The sequence below is a fragment of the Pseudomonas cistanchae genome, assembly GCF_054483635.1.
In genome coordinates this window covers 320,709-337,827 of the sequence record NZ_JBTLWN010000001.1, presented here as the reverse complement: position 1 = coordinate 337,827, position 17,119 = coordinate 320,709, and the positions used below count along the sequence as shown (strand labels likewise).

The following is a 17,119-nucleotide window of genomic DNA, read 5'->3' as shown; positions in this document are numbered from 1 at the left end:
AGAGCATGTTCAACTCAGCCAACCAGACCCACTTCAGCCTGAGCATCGAAGGCGTCAGCCACGACCTGCAGGTGCTCGAATTCACCGGGCACGAGGCGATCAACCAGCCCTTCGTATTCGAAGTCGAGCTGGTCAGCGAGCGCCCCGATCTCGACTTGGAAAGCCTGCTGCATCAGCCGGCGTTCCTGGCGTTCGCGCCAGGCGGTGGCGGTATTCATGGCTTGATCTATCGCGTCGCCCAGGGCGAATCAGGCCAGCGCCTGACCCGCTACCACGTGACCCTGCGCCCGCAGTTGGCCTATCTGGCACACCGCATCAATCAGCGGATCTTCCAGCACCTGAGCGTGGAAAAAATCATCCGCCAGGTGCTCGAAGAGCACGGTATCCAGGGCAATGCCTACGCCTTCCAGTTCGGCCCGAGTGTCTACCCGGACCGCGAATACTGCGTGCAGTACGACGAATCCGATCTGCATTTCATTCAGCGGCTGTGTGAGGAAGAAGGGATTCACTACCACTTCCAGCACAGCGAACAAGGCCATGTGCTGGTCTTTGGCGATGACCAGACGGTGTTCCCGAAACTGGCGTCCACCGCCTATCAGCAGGACAGCGGCCTGGTCGCCGACGACCCGGTGATCAAGCGCTTCGCCCTGCGCCTGGAAACCCGCAGCAACCGCGTCACCCGCCGCGACTACAACTTCGAAAAGCCCAAGCTGCTGATGGAAGCCGCCTTTAACAGCGAGTTCCAGCCCGACCTCGAGGACTACGACTACCCCGGCAGCTTCGTCGAGCGTGAGCGCGGCAAGCACCTGGCCAAACGCAACCTGGAACGCCACCGCAGCGACTATGAACTGGCCAGCGGCGAGAGTGATCAGCCGTTGCTGGTCAGCGGCCATTTCCTCAACCTCAGCGAGCACCCGCGCGAAGACTGGAACCAGCTCTGGCTGCTGACGGAAATCAGCCATGAAGGTAAACAGCCACAAGTGCTGGAAGAGTCCGTTACCAGTCACACCCTGATCAGCGACGGCTTCCAGCGGGGCAGCCTACTGCAAGGCTACCGCAACCGCTTCAACGCCACGCCCTGGGATGTGCTGCATCGCCCACCGCTGAACCACCCGAAACCCAAGGTACTCGGCAGCCAGACAGCCGTGGTCACCGGCCCCCAGGGTGACGAAATCCATTGCGACCAGTACGGCCGGGTCAAGGTGCAGTTCCACTGGGACCGTGAAGGCCAGGCCGACGACACCACCAGCTGCTGGCTGCGAGTCGCCTCCAGCTGGGCCGGCGACGGTTACGGCGCGATTGCCATTCCACGCGTCGGCATGGAAGTGCTGGTGACCTTCCTTGAGGGTGATCCCGACCAGCCGCTGATTACCAGTTGCCTGTACCACGCCGAACACCTGGTGCCTTACGAATTGCCGGCGAACAAGACCCGCTCAGTGTTCAAGACGCTGAGCAGCCCAGGCGGTGGCGGTTATAACGAACTGCGCATCGAAGACAAGAAAGGCGAAGAGCAGATCTACCTGCACGCCCAGCGTGACTGGGACGAAAACGTCGAACACGACCAGAAAATCCGCATCGGCAACGAACGCCACGATACCGTCGAGGCCAACAGCTACAGCCAGTTTCTCGCCGAAGAACACCGCACCACCCACGCCGACCGCAAAGTGGAAACCCGCAGCAACGACCACCTCACCGTCGGCCAGAAACAGCATGTGAAAGTCGGCGTCGGCCAATTCGTCGAAGCCGGCGAAGAAATTCACTACTACGCCGGCAGCAAAGTGGTGATCGACGCCGGTATGGAACTCACCGCAGTAGGCGGCGGCAGCTTCCTCAAACTCGACCCAGGCGGCATCACCCTCAGCGGCGCGACGATCAAGATCAACTCGGGTGGTGCGCCGGGTAAAGGCTCGGGCATCGCTATCCTGCCGCCCACTATTCCGGGCGCGGCGGATGCGGATAAGGCGGGTGCCACGCTACAGCAAGCGTTGGTCAACCCGCCGTTTGAATCGGGAATCTGCCTCAGTTGCCTGGTCAAGGCCGCCAAGTCAGGCGCTTCACTGGTGATTCGAGGATGAGCAAGATGTTTCCTCTTATGAGCCATTGCGATGAGCTCAAAACCGCACATCCAGAATTGCGTCTTTACGCGCTGGTCGATGGCCTGCAATACCAGCAACACCGTGGCTTTCCGTTGCATAGCCAGCGTGGCCTGAATATGCCGCTGTTACGTGATACCGATGGAGAGGCGCTGGCAGATGCAGGTCCCTGGCTGTTTGATCTGGAGCAGGATCGTGGCTGGCTTGGTGTTTTCGAAGACCTGAGTCAGCAACGGCCGGCCGTCGTCTGGCTGCTCACTGAAAAGCCATTAAACATCCTTGCCCAACTGCTGCAGGCGCGCCTCGACACCGAGCTACCCGACGGCCAGCGCGCCCTTCTGCGATTCTACGACCCTCGCGTACTCAGCAAGCTGCAAGAGGTGCTGGACGAGGAGCAGCGTCATAGTTTCTTCAATGCCGCCCACGTCTGGTTCTGGTTGGAAGATGGGCAACTTAAGCGCCATGGAGGTGAACATGCTTAAGCTGCGTGAAGAGCAATTACGGCACCTGGAACAGCTGGAAGGTAATGACTTTCTGGTTCAGGTACGCGACGCCATTGTTCAGGACATTCCCTCGCTCAAAGACGAGCCGTTGCTGCCCCGTTTACAGGCCGCAAACGACCATGCGGGCGAACTGGGGCTCAGCGATCAGGCCGCACTGACCCAGTTTCTCTATACCGAAGCCATAGCACCGGACTTCTATCTGGACCCTCAGGTTGACGCCTGGCTGCGCAAGCCCGGACAACCCGTAGAGCAACGATTGAACGATCTGTTAGCCACCATGCAGGCGCAACTTGCCTCAGGAGCACACTAAATGCCTGGCCCACTTGTACTACTCGCGCCGCCGTTGCTGGGTGCCGCAGCACGCGTTCTCGTTCAAGGCGCTACGCGTGCAGCTGCCCGCACCGCTGCCAACAAAACCGCTCAGGGAGCTGCCACCGCAGGTGCCGCTGCTGGCGGCGGAGTGGTGGTTAATGAAGAAGTAAAACGCCGCAGCGATGCGGCCGCACAGTCGCGAAGCACACCGGTAGCTACCACGACCAGCCAGACCTCAACCCGCCAGGCGTGCAAAGAGTGCCCTCCGGATTGCGGCTCGCCACAACAGCGTTCTACCAATGGATGGTCAGACATATCAATTGAATATCAGCATCGTATTGGCGGCCTACCAGTTGGACTAGGTGTGATAACTGAGTGGATGTACCAAGTAACATTCGATGGATTCGATTCAAGCCAGTGTCATCTCAAAGAAGCAAAGGCGAAATATGACCAGTTCTTTGATAACTATGGTCGAGCTAAACCGTTTTGGGGTGGCGCTGAAGCCATGATTGGCCAGGCTGCGGCTCAATATAGTGCAACCAGCCCTACCCCCCAAGTACGCCTGAGTTGGTTCTTTATGGAACCAAAGTCTTACCGTTATTTCTCAAAAATATTTCAACAAGCTTTTCCGACCATTCAAACGGTATTCCACCCATGATGCTGCCCGTTTTAAATATATATTTTCGGCCCAACCGCGCGCTGGTATTAGAAGAGCAGCTTGATGAGCTTCATCGGTTTCTACCTGCCTTAAACCAATACTCCAGCGACCTTGGGCAGTGGTTCTTGAAAGGTGCAACCGTTGCAGATGCTTTGTTCTATCCGCTATTTGAACAAGGCATCAACCCTAAGGCACTTTCTAAATTGCAGAATGCTCCAGATGCAGCGTCATCTATGCGTGTGCTGGGGTTTTGGAATGGTCTTACTGAAGACCATGGCGCATCTCTGCGTTATCTATACAGGGAAACCAATGGTGGCTGCATTATCACACTTGAATTACCACCAACTCGTGAACTTAACAAAGAACATGAAGCAAAACAGTTGATACAGAATGCAGTAGAGATATGGCAACCAACCGCTATTTCTTTAAGTACAGACGCCTACGGCGATCAGCAAACCTTTACTGATCGATTACCTATGGGCTGGTTGCTCTATCTGGCGAAGAATATCGAGGAAGAGTTTATTCCCGAGGCTGCAGAAATTATTCCGATCAGCGTGGACGATGAGATTACAGGCGCTCTTCTTATAAGTCACTCAAAACACTTTGATGACACCGACGAGCAGCATCTCAAGCTGGCAAAATCCATTGAAATTCGTCTAGTTGATGAAGATCTACTGCCGCGATATTCCGAACTTTGAATTCGAAATAAGCAAACATCAAGGAGGACAGCAAATTGATACAGATGACCGCACTAGCAAATCCACTATTGCCGCTGTCCTTTTTATATGAAGGGTCGCGTCCAGATTACCGCCCTCATCATTCGGACCTTCCTGCAGCCATGAGCAGTATCAATTTATCGCTGGCCTTTCGCCTGACCACCCCATTGCCCAGTGCCCAAGTGCATGCAGATGCCCTTTGGCAGGTGGCGCAACTGCTGAAACGTTATGGATTGCCAGAACATCAATGGCATCCACCAGCGGATACGCCGCAGGCCTCAATAGCCCTGCAAGCGTTCGAGCCAAGCGGCGCCTCGCAAGCGCTTGTAGATGCTGCTTTACAGGCCGAAAAAGACTCGCCCGATGCCCTGGTAGGCAACTGGCGCAGCCTGGGCGTCTGGAACGGATTGGAGAAAGAGGGCGCTGCTGCATTCGACCTGACCCTGTCGACCTTACCCGGCTCACCTTGCACCCTGACTTTGCAGACCAAATCACTAGCGAGCCTTGACCGGCTTGAGCCGCTGATTGAACTGCTGCGTGAACTGATCAGCACATGGCCCTGGCCTGTGAGCATGGCCTCCATTGGGCCTGCCCGCTATTTCGCCATGCATCAGGTCTTCAAGGATCGCCTAGGGGCCGGCTGGATTCTGTACTTACCGCAAATCATTGCAGAAGACGCACTCCCCGCTAACGCCGGCCTCTTTCCGGTGACTCACGCAGAGATACAGCTCGGAACGCTGATAGTCAGCGTGTGCGACGCGGCCTTCGACGTCCGCAACCCCACGCATATTCAGGCGGCCAACGCCATCGAAGTCAGCCTTGCAGACCGCGACCTGCTGCCGCCTGCATACGGCGCTCTGAATTGATTACCCAACCACTGCTCATTTTCTGCCTCACAAATACAAGGAGCATCCAATGCTGAAACGCCTCTGGCCAACCACCCTGCTCGCCCTGGCTTTGTGCCTCACCGCCTGCAGCGGCAACTACAAGTTCAACGATGACGAATACCGCCCCCTGGGCGAACCGCAAGCAGTGCAACGCGGCAACTGACCGCAAGGAGTTAACAACCATGGAACTGGTCTTCGATGTGGTCAGTGCACAGCAGTTCGTGCCAGGTCTATTGACCACCAAAACCTTCAAGCAAGCCGGCGGCGTTATTGGTCGGGCGGAGGAATGCGACTGGGTGATTCCGGATCGCAAGCGCGTGCTGTCCAGCCGGCATGCCGAGGTGAGCTATCGCGATGGCTCGTTCTACCTGACCGACACCAGCAGCAACGGCATTCAGCTCAAAGACAGCGGCGCCAGCCTGCGCAAGCACCAGGCGCAGCGTATCGAGCATGGCAGCGTGTACTGCCTGGGCGACTTCGAGATTCGCGCGCGACTGATTCAGGACCCGGCGGTTTTCGAGGGCGATATCGGCCGCTCGCAACCGGCTGGCAGCATCATTCCGGACGATGCGTTTCTCGACCTCGACCCGCTCAACGCGATTGATCAGCAGGAGCGCGTGTACGCGGAAGTCGACGACCTGACGGCGATCATCCGTCCGCACACTGTGCAGGCGCAGCAGCGTGATTACGCGCAGATCGACGAAGAAAACCTGCTGGTGCCTGCGCTGGTTGCCCCGACGCCGGAACCGCAGCCCAAGCGCGCGCCGGAGCCGGTGCGGTTGCCGCCGACCTTCTGGGAAAAATTCGGCGATGCCCTCGGCATCAAGCTTGATGACCTCGACGACGAGGCCCGCGAAGCCCTGGCGCTGAATGCCGCCAAGCTGCTCAAGCAGAGTGTCGGCAGCCTGCAGCAGGCCCTGCGGACCCGCAGCGAGCTGAAAAACGAGCTGCGCCTGGCACTGACCACGGTGCAGAGCGCTGGCAACAACCCGCTCAAGCACACCGCCGACAGCAGCGAGGCGCTGACCGTTCTGCTGCGCGGCGGCAAGCCCGGCCAGTTGAGCGCCGAACAGACCATCAGCCGCAGCTTCCGCGACCTGCAAGCGCACCAGGTGGCGCTGCTTGCCGCCAGCCGCGCAGCGGTCAAGGGCATGTTCGAGCAACTCTCGCCCGAGCAACTGAGCCTGCGCTTCGAGCGCGAAGGCCGTAAGCCGCTGATTGCCACTGCTGGCAGCCGCTGGCGCGCGTATCGCCGCATGCACGCCGCACTGGAACAGAACGATGACTGGAGCGACCGCCTGTTCGCCCGCGACTTCGCCAACACCTATGAAGAGCAGGTCCGCCTGATCGCCACCCTCAATACCGACGTTCAAGGATGATTGCCATGTCCCGTTTTACCCTGATGGCCACTTTGCTCAGCGTGCTCGCCCTCGGCGGCTGCTCGGCGCTGTCGCCCTACTCCGACCTGACCAAGCTCGACCTGACCCTGACCGGCAGCGAGCAGCTCAACCCGGACCTCAACGGCCGGCCTTCGCCGATCGTGCTGCGCCTGATCGAGCTGAAGCACCCGGTGGCGTTCGAAACCGCCGACTTCTTCTCGCTCTATCAGCGTCCGAAGGAAGCGCTGTCGCCGGACATGGTCACCCTTGAAGAGCTTGAGCTGCGGCCGGGCGAAACCCGCGAGATGAAGCTGTCGGTGCAGGACGGCAGCCGCTACGTCGGCGTGCTCGCCGCCTACCGCGACCTGCCGGAAAGCAACTGGCGCTTCGTCATCCCGTTGCAGGCGCTGGAACATAACGAAGTCGCCTTGAGCCTGGATGCCCAGGGCATCAAAGCCGTCGACGACACCAAGGAAGAGGAATAAGCCATGGCCATGCATAAAGTGGTCTGGCAGGAAGGCATGTTGCTGCGCCCGCAGCACTTCCAGCAGAACGACCGTTACTACGACTACCAGCTGAAAACCCGCACGCAGAAACTCGAGAGCTACGCCTGGGGCTTTTTCGAGCTGGAGATCGACCGCCAGTTTCTCAACATGGGCAAGCTGGTAGTAAGCAAGGCCAGTGGCATCCTGCCCGACGGCACCCTGTTCGACATCGGCGCCGAGCGCGAACCGCTGGCCCTCGATGTGCCGCCGAATACCGGCAATACCCCGGTGTACCTGGCCCTGCCACTGGTCACCGGCAACCATATCGAAAGCCGCCGCCCGGAACAGCAGGACGTGCTCGCACGCTTCACCGCCTTCGATGAAGAAGTCGCCGACTCCAACGCGGGTGACAGCGCATCGAGTCAGGTCAGCTGCGGCCGACCGGATTTCCGCCTGCTGCTTGGCGAGCAACAGAGTGATCAGGCCTACGTCAAATTGCAGCTGTGCGACGTGCTCGATACCACCCCGGACGGGGTAATCAGCATCGACCCGGAATTCATTCCGACCTACGTCAACTTCCAGGCCTCCGGCTACCTGCTTAGCTGCCTCAAGGAAGTGATCAGCATGCTCGCCCACCGTGGCGACATCCTCGCCGAACGCATTCGCGCCACCGGCAAGGTCGGCGGTGCGGAAGTCGGCGACTTCATGATGCTGCAGCTGATCAACCGCTTCGAGCCGGTGCTGCGTCATTACCTGGGTATCGAGCAGGTGCACCCGGAGCAGATCTACCGCGAGCTGCTCGGCCTGCTCGGCGAACTGGCGACCTTCTCCAGCGAGATCAAGCGCCCGCGCCTGGAAGGCCGCTACCTGCACAGCGACCAGGGCCTGAGCTTCCGCAAATTGATGGACGCGATCCGCCAGGTGCTGTCGATGGTGCTGGAACAGCACGCCATCGAGCTGCTGCTGCAACAGCGCCAGTACGGTATCCAAGTGTCGCCGCTGCACGATCACAAGCTGCTTGGCACCTCTTCGTTCGTCCTCGCCGCCAGTGCCCAGTGCGACTCCGAAGAGCTGCGCAACCGCTTGCCGGCGCACCTCAAGGTCGGCCCGGTGGAGCGCATCCGGCAGCTGGTCAACCTGCACCTGCCAGGGATCAAGGTCAAACCGCTGCCCGTGGCGCCGCGGCAGATCCCCTTCCACTCAGGGAAAACCTACTTCGCCTTGGAGCTCAACTCCGAGGAACTGGCGCAGCTGGAACGCTCCGGCGGCTTCGCCTTCCATGTGTCCGGCGAGTTCTCCGGGCTTGAGTTGAAATTCTGGGCGATCAGGAACTGACTATGACGACCAAGGAAATGGAATACGGCCAGGACGACAAAACCGTCATCCTCAACCGCAAGGGCGATGCCCCGGCGCACAGCCCGCTGACCGACTTCGCCGCGCCGCCGAAATTCGAGCAACTGGAAGAGCGGATGATCTACGCCGCCCGTCTGCGCCCGGCGGAAACCTTCAATATCAGCCTCAACCCGCTGGTGGCCGCCGCGTCGTCGCTGCTCTCGGAAGTGGTGCGCCTGAAACACAGCTACGAGTCGGAAGACATGCACGCGCTGAACCAGCGTCTGTCCGCCGCGCTCAAGCTGTTCGAGCATCGCGCGCTGCACGAAGGCGCCGAAAGCAGCCAGGTGATGGCCGCACGTTATGTGCTCTGTACCGTGGTCGATGAGGCGGTGGTCACCACGGCCTGGGGCAACGAGAGCGAATGGTCGCAGATGAGCCTACTGTCGAGCTTCCACAACGAAACCTTCGGTGGCGAGAAGTTCTTCCAGCTGCTTGAGCGCCTGTCGCGCAACCCGGTCAAGCACCTGCCGATGCTGGAATTGATGTACCTGTGCCTGTCGCTCGGTTTCGAGGGCAAGTACCGCGTGCTGCCGCGCGGCATGCTCGAACTGGAAGCGGTCCGCGACAGCCTGTACCGACAGATCCGCCAGATGCGCGGCGATGTGCCACGGGAAATCTCGCCGCACTGGCAGGGCCTGAAAGACACCCGCCGGCGCCTGGTACGCATCGTGCCGTGGTGGCTGGTGGCGCTGTTTACCCTGGCCTGCCTGGCCACGATGTATGGCGGCTTCGCCTGGGTGCTCGGCGAACAGCGCGAGACCATTTTGCAGCCGTATGAGCAACTCGACCCGTCCGCGGGTGTCAGCATGGATGACGTGAAATGAAGAGCTTTTTCAGTGCCTTAGCGGCGTTTTTCTGCAAGACCTGGGTCTGGAGCCTGTGCCTGGTGCTGGCCCTCGCCCTGCTGGTGTGGTTCGTCGGCCCGCTGTTGGCGGTCAACGACTACAAGTTCTGGGAGTCGGCCACCAGCCGCCTGCTGACCATCAGCGCCATCATTCTGGTGTGGGGCCTGGCCATGGTCTTCGCCAGCTGGAAGGCAACCGCGCGCAAGAAGGCCGAGGAAGACGACGCCGACGCCCAGGAGCGGATTCGCCGCGAAGGCGTGATTACCGAAGAACAGGTGGAACTGCGCCAGCGTTTCAAGCAGGCGCTGCACACCCTCAAACGGTCCAGCCTGTACCGCGGCCGCAGCGAGAAATGGCGCAACGAGCTGCCCTGGTACCTGCTGCTCGGCCCTCAGGGCAGCGGCAAGACCAGCCTGCTGGACTTCTCTGGTCTGGACTTCCCGCTCAACCGCGGTGACCAGCAGCGCCTGACCAAGGACGTTTCCGGCACCCGCTACGCCGATTGGTACTTCGCCGACCACGCGGTGCTGATCGACACCGCCGGGCGCTACCTGACCCAGCCCGATCCGCAGATCGACAGCCGCGCCTGGGACACCCTGCTCGGCCTGCTGCGCAAGCGCCGCGCGCGTCCGTTGAACGGCGTGCTGGTGAATATTCCGGTCGAGCAGTTGCTTGGCGGCAGCGAACTGGAGCTGGAAAACCTGGCGCGCCAGACCCGCCAGCGCCTGCAGGAAATTCATCAGCGTCTGGGCGCCGATGTGCCGGTGTACCTGGTGCTGAGCAAGGCCGACAAGGTGTTGGGCTTCGACGAATTCTTCGATCAGCTGTCGCGTGAGGAAAGCGACCAGGTGCTGGGCGCCAGCTTCCGCAAGGACCAGGACGCCACCGACGTGCAGGTGGTACGTCAGGAGTTCGAAGAGCTGCTGCGTCGCCTCAACAGCCAGGTGATCCTGCGCATGCACCAGGAGCGTGACACCCAGCGTCGCGGGCGGATTCTCGACTTCCCGCATCAGCTTGGCCTGATCGGCGAGCGCCTGTGCCTGTTCAGTGAACTGGCGTTCAGCGGCAACCGCTACCAGCGCGCCAGCCAGCTGCGCGGCTTCTACCTGACCAGCGCGCCACAGTTGAATGACCAGCTCGACCCGAGCACCAGCAGCATCGGCCGTAATCTCGGTCTGGCGAGTAGCGCCCTGCCCACCTTCCGCAGCGGCCGCGCCCGCTTTATCAATCACCTGCTGAGCCGAGTGATCTTCCCGGAAGCGGACCTCGCCGGACTCGACCAGAAGGAAGTGCGCCGCATCGACTGGGGCCAGCGCGCCATGTACGCCGCTGCTTTCGCCTGCCTCGCACTGTTCGGCGTGCTCTGGGCCAACGGCTTCTCTGGAAACCACGAACGTCTGGAACAGCTGCGCGAGATCGCTCAGCAACTTACCCAGCAACATGGCCGCCTCAGCAGCCAGGACGATGCCCTGCAGGCGCTCAAGGCGCTGGACAGCAGCTACGCGGCAACCCAGGTATTCCCGCCGGTGGACGATGTGTCCTACCTGCAACGCGGCGGGCTGTATCAGGGCGAGCAAGTCGACCCGACTCTGCATCGCGCCTACCGTGGCGAGCTGGAAAACCTGCTGCTGTCGCGCGTTGGCCGTCAGCTGGAAGCGCAAGTGCGCGCCAACCTGAATGACCGCGAGCGCCTGCTCAACAGCCTGCGCGCCTACCTGATGCTCAACCTGGAAGAGCGCCGCGACAACGCCTTCCTGCAAGAGTGGCTGGCGGCAGACTGGTCGCTGCGCTACGCCGGCAACAGTGCCGGTCAACGTGGCCTCAACGCGCACTTCGAACGGCTGCTGTCCGAGTCGTTTGCACCTTACTCGCTCAATGCCCCGCTGGTCGCCCAGGCGCGCCAGGTGCTGCGCAGCGAGTCGCTGGCCAACGTGGTGTACCGCATGCTGCGCGATCAGGCCCGGAGCCTGCCGGAGTACCGTCTGAGCCAGAAACTCGGACCGCAAGCCGGCTTGTTCGCCGGCAGCGACTACGCCATTCCGGGCTTCTACACCCAGGTCGGTTACCAGAAAATGTTCGTCGCCCAGGGTGCCGATCTGGTGCGCGACATCCTGCGCGACAACTGGGTGCTCGGCGACAGTGACACGCTGAGCAGCAACGACCTCAGCCGCCTGCTGGTGGAAATGGAGCAGCTGTACTTTCGCGATTACGCCAACTATTGGGGCGAGGCGGTTGGCCAGCTGTCGCTGGAACCGATCGGCAATGCCAATCAGGGTGCTCTGCAACTGGCTGGCCTGACTGCCGCCAACTCGCCGCTGCTGCAACTACTGGTGGAAGTGCGCGACAACACCCGCTTTGCCGGCATGGCCGACGCTGCGGGTGACGCGGGCGCTGCAGCGGAAGGCCTGCAGGATGCCAAGGGCAAGGTCGGCAAAGCCGCCAAACTTGCCGCGGCGGCCGCCGAGCAGGCACAGGCCGCACTGGTGAAGAACCTGCCGGACACCGCGCGCAAAACCCTGGAGCGTCGCTTCGAGTCGCTGCATCGCCTGCTCGACGAAAACGGCGGCGCCGGCCCGGAGCTGGCGGTAACGCTGCAGGCGCTGGACGCCCTGCAACTGCAACTGGCAGGCCTGGCCAACGCCAGTGCGCCGGAGCAGGCCGCGTTCGAACTGGCCAAGGCGCGCATGGGCGGTCAGCGTGACGCGATCAACCAGGTGCGCAGCAGCGCCGCGCGCCTGCCGCAACCAGTCGGCAACTGGCTCGGCCTGCTCGCAGAAGACAGCTGGACGCTGGTACTCAACGATGCCTATCACTACCTCAACCAGCGCTATAAGAGCGAGCTGTATGCCGCTTACAACGGCTCTTTGAAACAGCGTTATCCGTTCAGCGCGCACAGCGAAAGCGACGTGGCGATTGCCGACTTCCGCGAGTTCTTCAAGGCTCAGGGGACTGCCGATCGGTTCTTCGATGGCTACCTCAAGCCCTTCGTCAGCGGCACCGCCGGCCAGTACCAACTGCGCCGTATCGACGGCCGCGGTCTGCCGTTGTCGCGCGAGTTCCTGTTGCAGATGAGCCACGCGCAAACCATCCGCCGCAGCTTCTTTGCCGAGAACCCCAACGAGCCGAAAGTGCTGTTCAAGCTCGAGCCCTACTCGCTGGACTCCAGTCTCAGCCGGGCGGACTTCCGCTTCGGTGCGCAGCAGATGGAATACCGCCATGGGCCGATCGTGCAGACTGCGTTCAGCTGGCCGGCTGAGGACAACGAAGGGCGTACCAGCCTGGTCGTCGAAGAGCTGGGCGGGCGTAAGGTCGGCATCGAGAAGAACACCGGCCCCTGGTCGCTGTTTCGCCTGCTCGACCTGATGAGCGTCGACTACCACAGCGGACGCGACGTGCTGATGCTCAAGGCGGATCTGGGTGGCCTGCGCGCCAACTACCTGCTGCACAGCCAGCGCTCGCCGAACCCGTTCGACGTCGACCTGCTGCGCAGCTTCAAACTGCCGGCGACGCTCTGATGCAGCAAGCCGTCAGCCTGTGGCGTAGCGCCGCGCGCACCGACACCGGCAAGGTGCGGGCGCGCAACGAGGACGCTTTCCTGGCCTTGCCAGAGCAGGGCCTGTGGGTGGTCGCCGACGGCATGGGCGGCCACCAGAACGGTGCGCTGGCCAGCCGCTTGATCGTCGAACACCTGGCCGAGCCTTGCGAAGGCGACATGCAGCAGCGTCTGAATGAGCTGCGCAAGCGCCTGCATGGGCTCAACCGTCGTCTTGGCCAGGAGCTGACCGTCACCGCCGCGCTTCCGGACCCGGTGATCGGCAGCACCGTGGTCGCTCTGCTGATCGAGGGTGACCGCGCGGCCTGCGTCTGGGCAGGCGATAGCCGTTGCTACCTGTGGCGCGGCAACCGTCTGTATCAACTCAGCCGCGATCACTCGCTGCTGCAGCAACTGATCGACGAACAGCAGCTCAGCCCGGCCGAAGCCGCGCGTCATCCGGCGGCTAATGCGCTAACCCGCGCCATTGGCGCGAGCGATGAACTGCGGCTGGAAATTCTCGAACTGGACGTTCTGCCCGGCGATGTCTTCATGCTGTGCAGCGACGGCCTCTATCAGGGTCTGTCTGCCGACGACCTGGGCGCGGCACTCAATCTGCCGTCGTCCCAGCTCGCGCTTGATCGGCTGTTTCAGCAGGCCCTCGACGGCCCGGCTAGAGACAACCTGAGCGCAGTGGTGATTCGCCGATGAGGAGCCACGGATGAACGAACGACTGCTCGACGAGCCCGTCCCGATACCCGAAGAGGCCAGCAACCTGACCTACTTCGCCCTGGCCGCCACGGCCGCCAAACCGCCGGAGAAGGCATCGCGGCCAGTCGTCAGCGAGCTGCCGGAAGTGCTCGGCGGGCGCTACCGGATCGAGCGGCTGCTGGGCGTCGGCGGCATGGGGGCGGTGTACCGTGCGCGCGACCTGCTGCGCGAACAGTTCGGCGACCCCGAACCCTATGTGGCACTGAAAACCCTGAGCGACGACTTCGCCGAATACCCGGACGCCAACGCGCTGCTCTACAGCGAATTCGCCCTCACCGCACGACTCAACCATCCTCACGTGGTGCGCCTGTTCGGCTTCGAAGTCGATCTGCCCAGCCAGCGCGCGTTCCTCACCCTGGAGCTGCTCAAGGGCCTGACCCTCGATCAGTTGCTCAGCGAGCGGCCTGAAGGCGTGCCCTGGAGCGAGCTGCAGGAAATCGCTATCGCGCTGCTCGATGCACTGAGTTATTCGCACAGCCTCGGCGTGCTGCACGGCGACCTGAAACCCAGCAATGTGATGCTCGCCGAAGACGGTTTGCGCCTGTTCGATTATGGTCTTGGCCAGCCGGTGGAGGGTTTGCTGCCTGGCCTGCCGCGGCTGTGTCGCAACCGCTTTACCGCCTGGACGCCGCGTTACGCTGCGCTGGAACTGCTCGACGGTGCGCCGCTGACGGCCGCAGCCGATATCTACGCCGTGGCCTGTGTGCTTTACGAGTTGGCCAGCGGGCGTCACCCGTTTCGCCGGCTCAGCGCCAAACAGGCCAAGGCCATGGAGTTGGACCAGCAGCTGCAACGCCCCGAGCAGTTGCCGCTGCATTGCTGGCCGGCACTGCGCACTGCCCTGGCATTCGATGAGGCGCAGCGCACTATCAGTGCTGCCGAATTGCTCGCGGTAGTACGCCAGCCACCACCCAGCCGCTGGCAGCGCTGGCTAGGGCGCTAGGCATGAGCGGCATCAATGGATGATCTTTTTACAAGGAAATGCACATGTTCAATCCGGCCAATGAAACCCACTTCAGCCTGACCATCGAAGGCCTCGAGCACGACCTGCAGGTGCTTGAGTTCAGCGGCCGCGAGGCGATCAGTCAGCCCTATCGCTTCGAGATCGAACTGGTCAGCGAGCGCCCGGATCTGGACCTGCAAAGCCTGCTGCACCAGCCGGCCTTTCTCGCCCTCAGCCCCGACGGCCTGGGTATTCACGGGATCATCTATCAGGTCGCCCAGGGCGAATCCGGCAAGCGTCTGACCCGCTATACGCTGAGCCTGGTGCCGCAGCTCAGCTACCTCACCCACCGCACCAATCAGCGTATCTTCCAGCACCTGACGGTGCCGCAGATCGTCGCCCAGGTGCTGGAAGAGCACGGCATCCAGGGCAACGCCTATCAGTTCCAGCTCGGCCCGACGGTCTATCCCGAACGCGACTACTGCGTGCAGTACGACGAGAGCGATCTGCACTTCGTCCAGCGCCTGTGCGAGGAAGAAGGCATTCACTACCACTTCCAGCACAGCGAGCAGGGCCATGTGCTGATCTTCGGCGACGACCAGACCGCCTTCGGCAAGCTCGGCCAGCCGACCGCGTACCTACAGGACAACGGCATGACCGCCGATGAGCCGGTGATCAAACGCTTTGCCGTACGCCTGGAAACCCGCACCAGCCGCACCACGCGTCGCGATTACGATTTCGAACAGCCGCGCCTGCTGCTGGAAGCCGGTGCCAACGCTGAGCGCGACGCCGAGGCCAAGCCGTTGCCGGACCTGGAAAACTACGACTACCCCGGTCGATTCGTAGACCGCGGCCGCGGCAAGCACCTGAGCCAGCGCAACCTGGAACGCCACCGTGCCGACTACCGTCTGGCCGAAGGCATGGGCGACCAACCCAAGCTGCTCAGCGGCCACTTTCTCGAGCTGTCCGACCACCCGCGCCAGGATTGGAACGACCTCTGGTTGCTGCTGGAGGTGATTCACGAAGGTAAGCAGCCGCAAGTGCTGGAAGAGTCGGTGACTAGCCACACCGAGGCCAACGATGGCTTCACTCAGGGCTACCGCAACCACTTTACCGCTACGCCCTGGGATGTGCCCTTTCGCCCCGCGCTCAAGCACTCGAAACCTCGTGTTCTAGGCAGCCAGACCGCCGTGGTCACCGGCCCCGCCGGTGAAGAAATTCACTGCGACGAATACGGCCGGATCAAGGTGCAGTTCTTCTGGGATCGTCACGGCCAGGCCGACGACAAGACCAGTTGCTGGCTGCGCGTGTCCAACAGCTGGGCCGGCGACAACTACGGTGGCATCGCCATTCCGCGCATCGGCATGGAAGTGCTGGTGACCTTTCTCGAAGGCGACCCCGACCAACCGCTGGTCACCGGCTGCCTGTATCACGCCGAACACGTGGTGCCTTACGACCTGCCCGCCAACAAGACCCGCAGCGTATTCAAAACCCTCAGCACGCCGGGCGGTGGCGGCTATAACGAGCTGCGCATCGAAGACAAGAAAGGCGTCGAACAGATCTACCTGCACGCCCAGCGCGACTGGGACGAAAACATCGAGCACGACCAGAAGATCCGCGTCGGCAATGAACGCCACGACACCGTCGAGGCCAACAACTTTACCGAGCTCAAAGCCGAAGAAAACCTGACGGTCAAAACCGAGCGCAAGGTCGAAGTCAAACCCGACGACCACCTCACCGTCGGGCAGAACCAACACATCAAACTCGGCACTGCGCAGCTGACTAAAGCCGGCCGCGAGATCCACCTTAAAGCCGGGCAAAAGATGGTCATCGAAGCCGGCGTCGAATTGACCCTCAGCGCCGGCGGCAGCTTTATCAAACTCGACCCCGGCGGCATCACCCTTCTCGGCCCGTTGGCCAATATCAACGCTGGCGGCTCGCCGGGTAAGGGCTCGGGAATCGGCATCAAGCCACCAGTATTGCCGGGTGCGGCGGATAGCGATAAGGCGGGGAGTTTGTTGGATGAGGCGCTGGTAGGCGGCCTGCTCAACCCCCAAAAGAAAGTAAAAAGAACCATGAATTTTTCAGGCTGAGGTAGACAGTGAACGACATGACCAAAACAAAAACGCCTGGGCGCCGGTATATCGCCGGCCAAATGATCGTATTCATCCTGTCCTGTGGCTACCTAGCTGGTTGTACGGCCCTTGAACTTGAACCCATTACCTACCAGGAAGCCGTCACCCAATACCAGGAGGGGGGCGGTATCGAGAATTACCGCTGCGCGCTGGTTCCGGCCGATGAGCAGTACCAGGCCCTGGATGATGCTCAACCAATCGCCGTCGAGATCGATGAAGTACTGTTCGTCAAAATCGATGGATTTGTCCATGAGCTGCAGCAGCGCGAGATCGATGAAACACTCACCGCCTATGCCTTCGAGGATATGAGCGCCGCTCTTACCACCGTCAGCCAGCTCAATCAGTCCGAATACAACGAGTCGGATGACCGGCACGTTGACCTTACCTTCGAATCTGCCGATCAGACGGCCACCTACAAGACCTTCGGAGCGGCCTGCGGCCTCTGACCGTTAAAGACGATTACAA

16 protein-coding genes are annotated in these 17,119 nt (G+C 61.5%); all 16 read left to right on the top strand.

The features are described 5' to 3' along the window. The first annotated feature begins 5 nt into the window (after positions 1-5). The 16 genes from ACX0MV_RS01545 to ACX0MV_RS01470 all read left to right on the top strand — a co-directional run bounded on the left by ACX0MV_RS01545 (position 6) and on the right by ACX0MV_RS01470 (position 17,100). On the top strand, positions 6-2,075 hold the full coding sequence (locus ACX0MV_RS01545) for a type VI secretion system Vgr family protein (RefSeq protein WP_458980733.1): 2,070 nt from the start codon (positions 6-8) through the stop codon (positions 2,073-2,075). 5 nt (positions 2,076-2,080) lie between these two features. Then, positions 2,081-2,575, top strand: coding sequence for a DUF4123 domain-containing protein (locus tag ACX0MV_RS01540; RefSeq protein WP_458980732.1), 495 nt, complete (start codon positions 2,081-2,083; stop codon positions 2,573-2,575). After that, on the top strand, positions 2,568-2,906 hold the full coding sequence (locus tag ACX0MV_RS01535) for a hypothetical protein (RefSeq protein WP_458980731.1): 339 nt from the start codon (positions 2,568-2,570) through the stop codon (positions 2,904-2,906). Before ACX0MV_RS01540 ends, ACX0MV_RS01535 begins: the two co-directional genes overlap by 8 nt. Next, entirely contained in the window at positions 2,907-3,566 is a 660-nt protein-coding gene (locus ACX0MV_RS01530; protein ID WP_458980730.1) for a Tox-REase-5 domain-containing protein, read from the top strand. Continuing rightward, positions 3,563-4,264 carry a hypothetical protein gene (locus ACX0MV_RS01525; RefSeq protein ID WP_458980729.1) on the top strand — a complete coding sequence of 234 codons (702 nt, stop codon included), beginning with the start codon at positions 3,563-3,565 and terminating at the stop codon, positions 4,262-4,264. The genes ACX0MV_RS01530 and ACX0MV_RS01525 overlap by 4 nt, the downstream gene beginning before the upstream one ends. Before the next feature lie 140 nt (positions 4,265-4,404). Then, positions 4,405-5,148: a hypothetical protein gene (locus ACX0MV_RS01520; RefSeq protein ID WP_458980728.1), complete on the top strand. Its 744-nt coding sequence runs from the start codon at positions 4,405-4,407 to the stop codon at positions 5,146-5,148. A 49-nt stretch (positions 5,149-5,197) separates the two neighbouring features. Further along, entirely contained in the window at positions 5,198-5,332 is a 135-nt protein-coding gene (locus ACX0MV_RS01515; RefSeq protein ID WP_458980727.1) for a type VI secretion protein, read from the top strand. A gap of 19 nt (positions 5,333-5,351) precedes the next feature. Continuing rightward, positions 5,352-6,548 carry a type VI secretion system-associated FHA domain protein TagH gene (gene tagH, locus ACX0MV_RS01510; RefSeq protein ID WP_458980726.1) on the top strand — a complete coding sequence of 399 codons (1,197 nt, stop codon included), beginning with the start codon at positions 5,352-5,354 and terminating at the stop codon, positions 6,546-6,548. A 5-nt stretch (positions 6,549-6,553) separates the two neighbouring features. Next, complete coding sequence (gene tssJ / locus ACX0MV_RS01505; protein ID WP_458980725.1) at positions 6,554-7,033, top strand: type VI secretion system lipoprotein TssJ; 480 nt, start codon at positions 6,554-6,556, stop codon at positions 7,031-7,033. A gap of 3 nt (positions 7,034-7,036) precedes the next feature. After that, positions 7,037-8,368: a type VI secretion system baseplate subunit TssK gene (gene tssK, locus ACX0MV_RS01500; protein ID WP_458980724.1), complete on the top strand. Its 1,332-nt coding sequence runs from the start codon at positions 7,037-7,039 to the stop codon at positions 8,366-8,368. Positions 8,369-8,370: 2 nt separating this feature from the next. Then, positions 8,371-9,252: a type IVB secretion system protein IcmH/DotU gene (gene icmH, locus ACX0MV_RS01495; RefSeq protein ID WP_458980723.1), complete on the top strand. Its 882-nt coding sequence runs from the start codon at positions 8,371-8,373 to the stop codon at positions 9,250-9,252. Continuing rightward, positions 9,249-12,788 carry a type VI secretion system membrane subunit TssM gene (tssM, locus tag ACX0MV_RS01490; protein ID WP_458980722.1) on the top strand — a complete coding sequence of 1,180 codons (3,540 nt, stop codon included), beginning with the start codon at positions 9,249-9,251 and terminating at the stop codon, positions 12,786-12,788. Before icmH ends, tssM begins: the two co-directional genes overlap by 4 nt. Beyond that, a complete protein-coding gene (locus ACX0MV_RS01485; RefSeq protein ID WP_458980721.1) occupies positions 12,788-13,516 on the top strand; it encodes a PP2C family protein-serine/threonine phosphatase in 729 nt (242 codons plus the stop codon). Before tssM ends, ACX0MV_RS01485 begins: the two co-directional genes overlap by 1 nt. Before the next feature lie 10 nt (positions 13,517-13,526). Next, positions 13,527-14,519: a serine/threonine-protein kinase gene (locus ACX0MV_RS01480; RefSeq protein ID WP_458980720.1), complete on the top strand. Its 993-nt coding sequence runs from the start codon at positions 13,527-13,529 to the stop codon at positions 14,517-14,519. A 44-nt stretch (positions 14,520-14,563) separates the two neighbouring features. Continuing rightward, positions 14,564-16,612, top strand: a complete 2,049-nt coding sequence (locus ACX0MV_RS01475) for a type VI secretion system Vgr family protein (protein WP_458980719.1) — start codon at positions 14,564-14,566, stop codon at positions 16,610-16,612. A gap of 17 nt (positions 16,613-16,629) precedes the next feature. Further along, positions 16,630-17,100, top strand: a complete 471-nt coding sequence (locus ACX0MV_RS01470; protein WP_458981735.1) for a hypothetical protein — start codon at positions 16,630-16,632, stop codon at positions 17,098-17,100. The last annotated feature ends 19 nt before the right edge of the window (positions 17,101-17,119 follow it).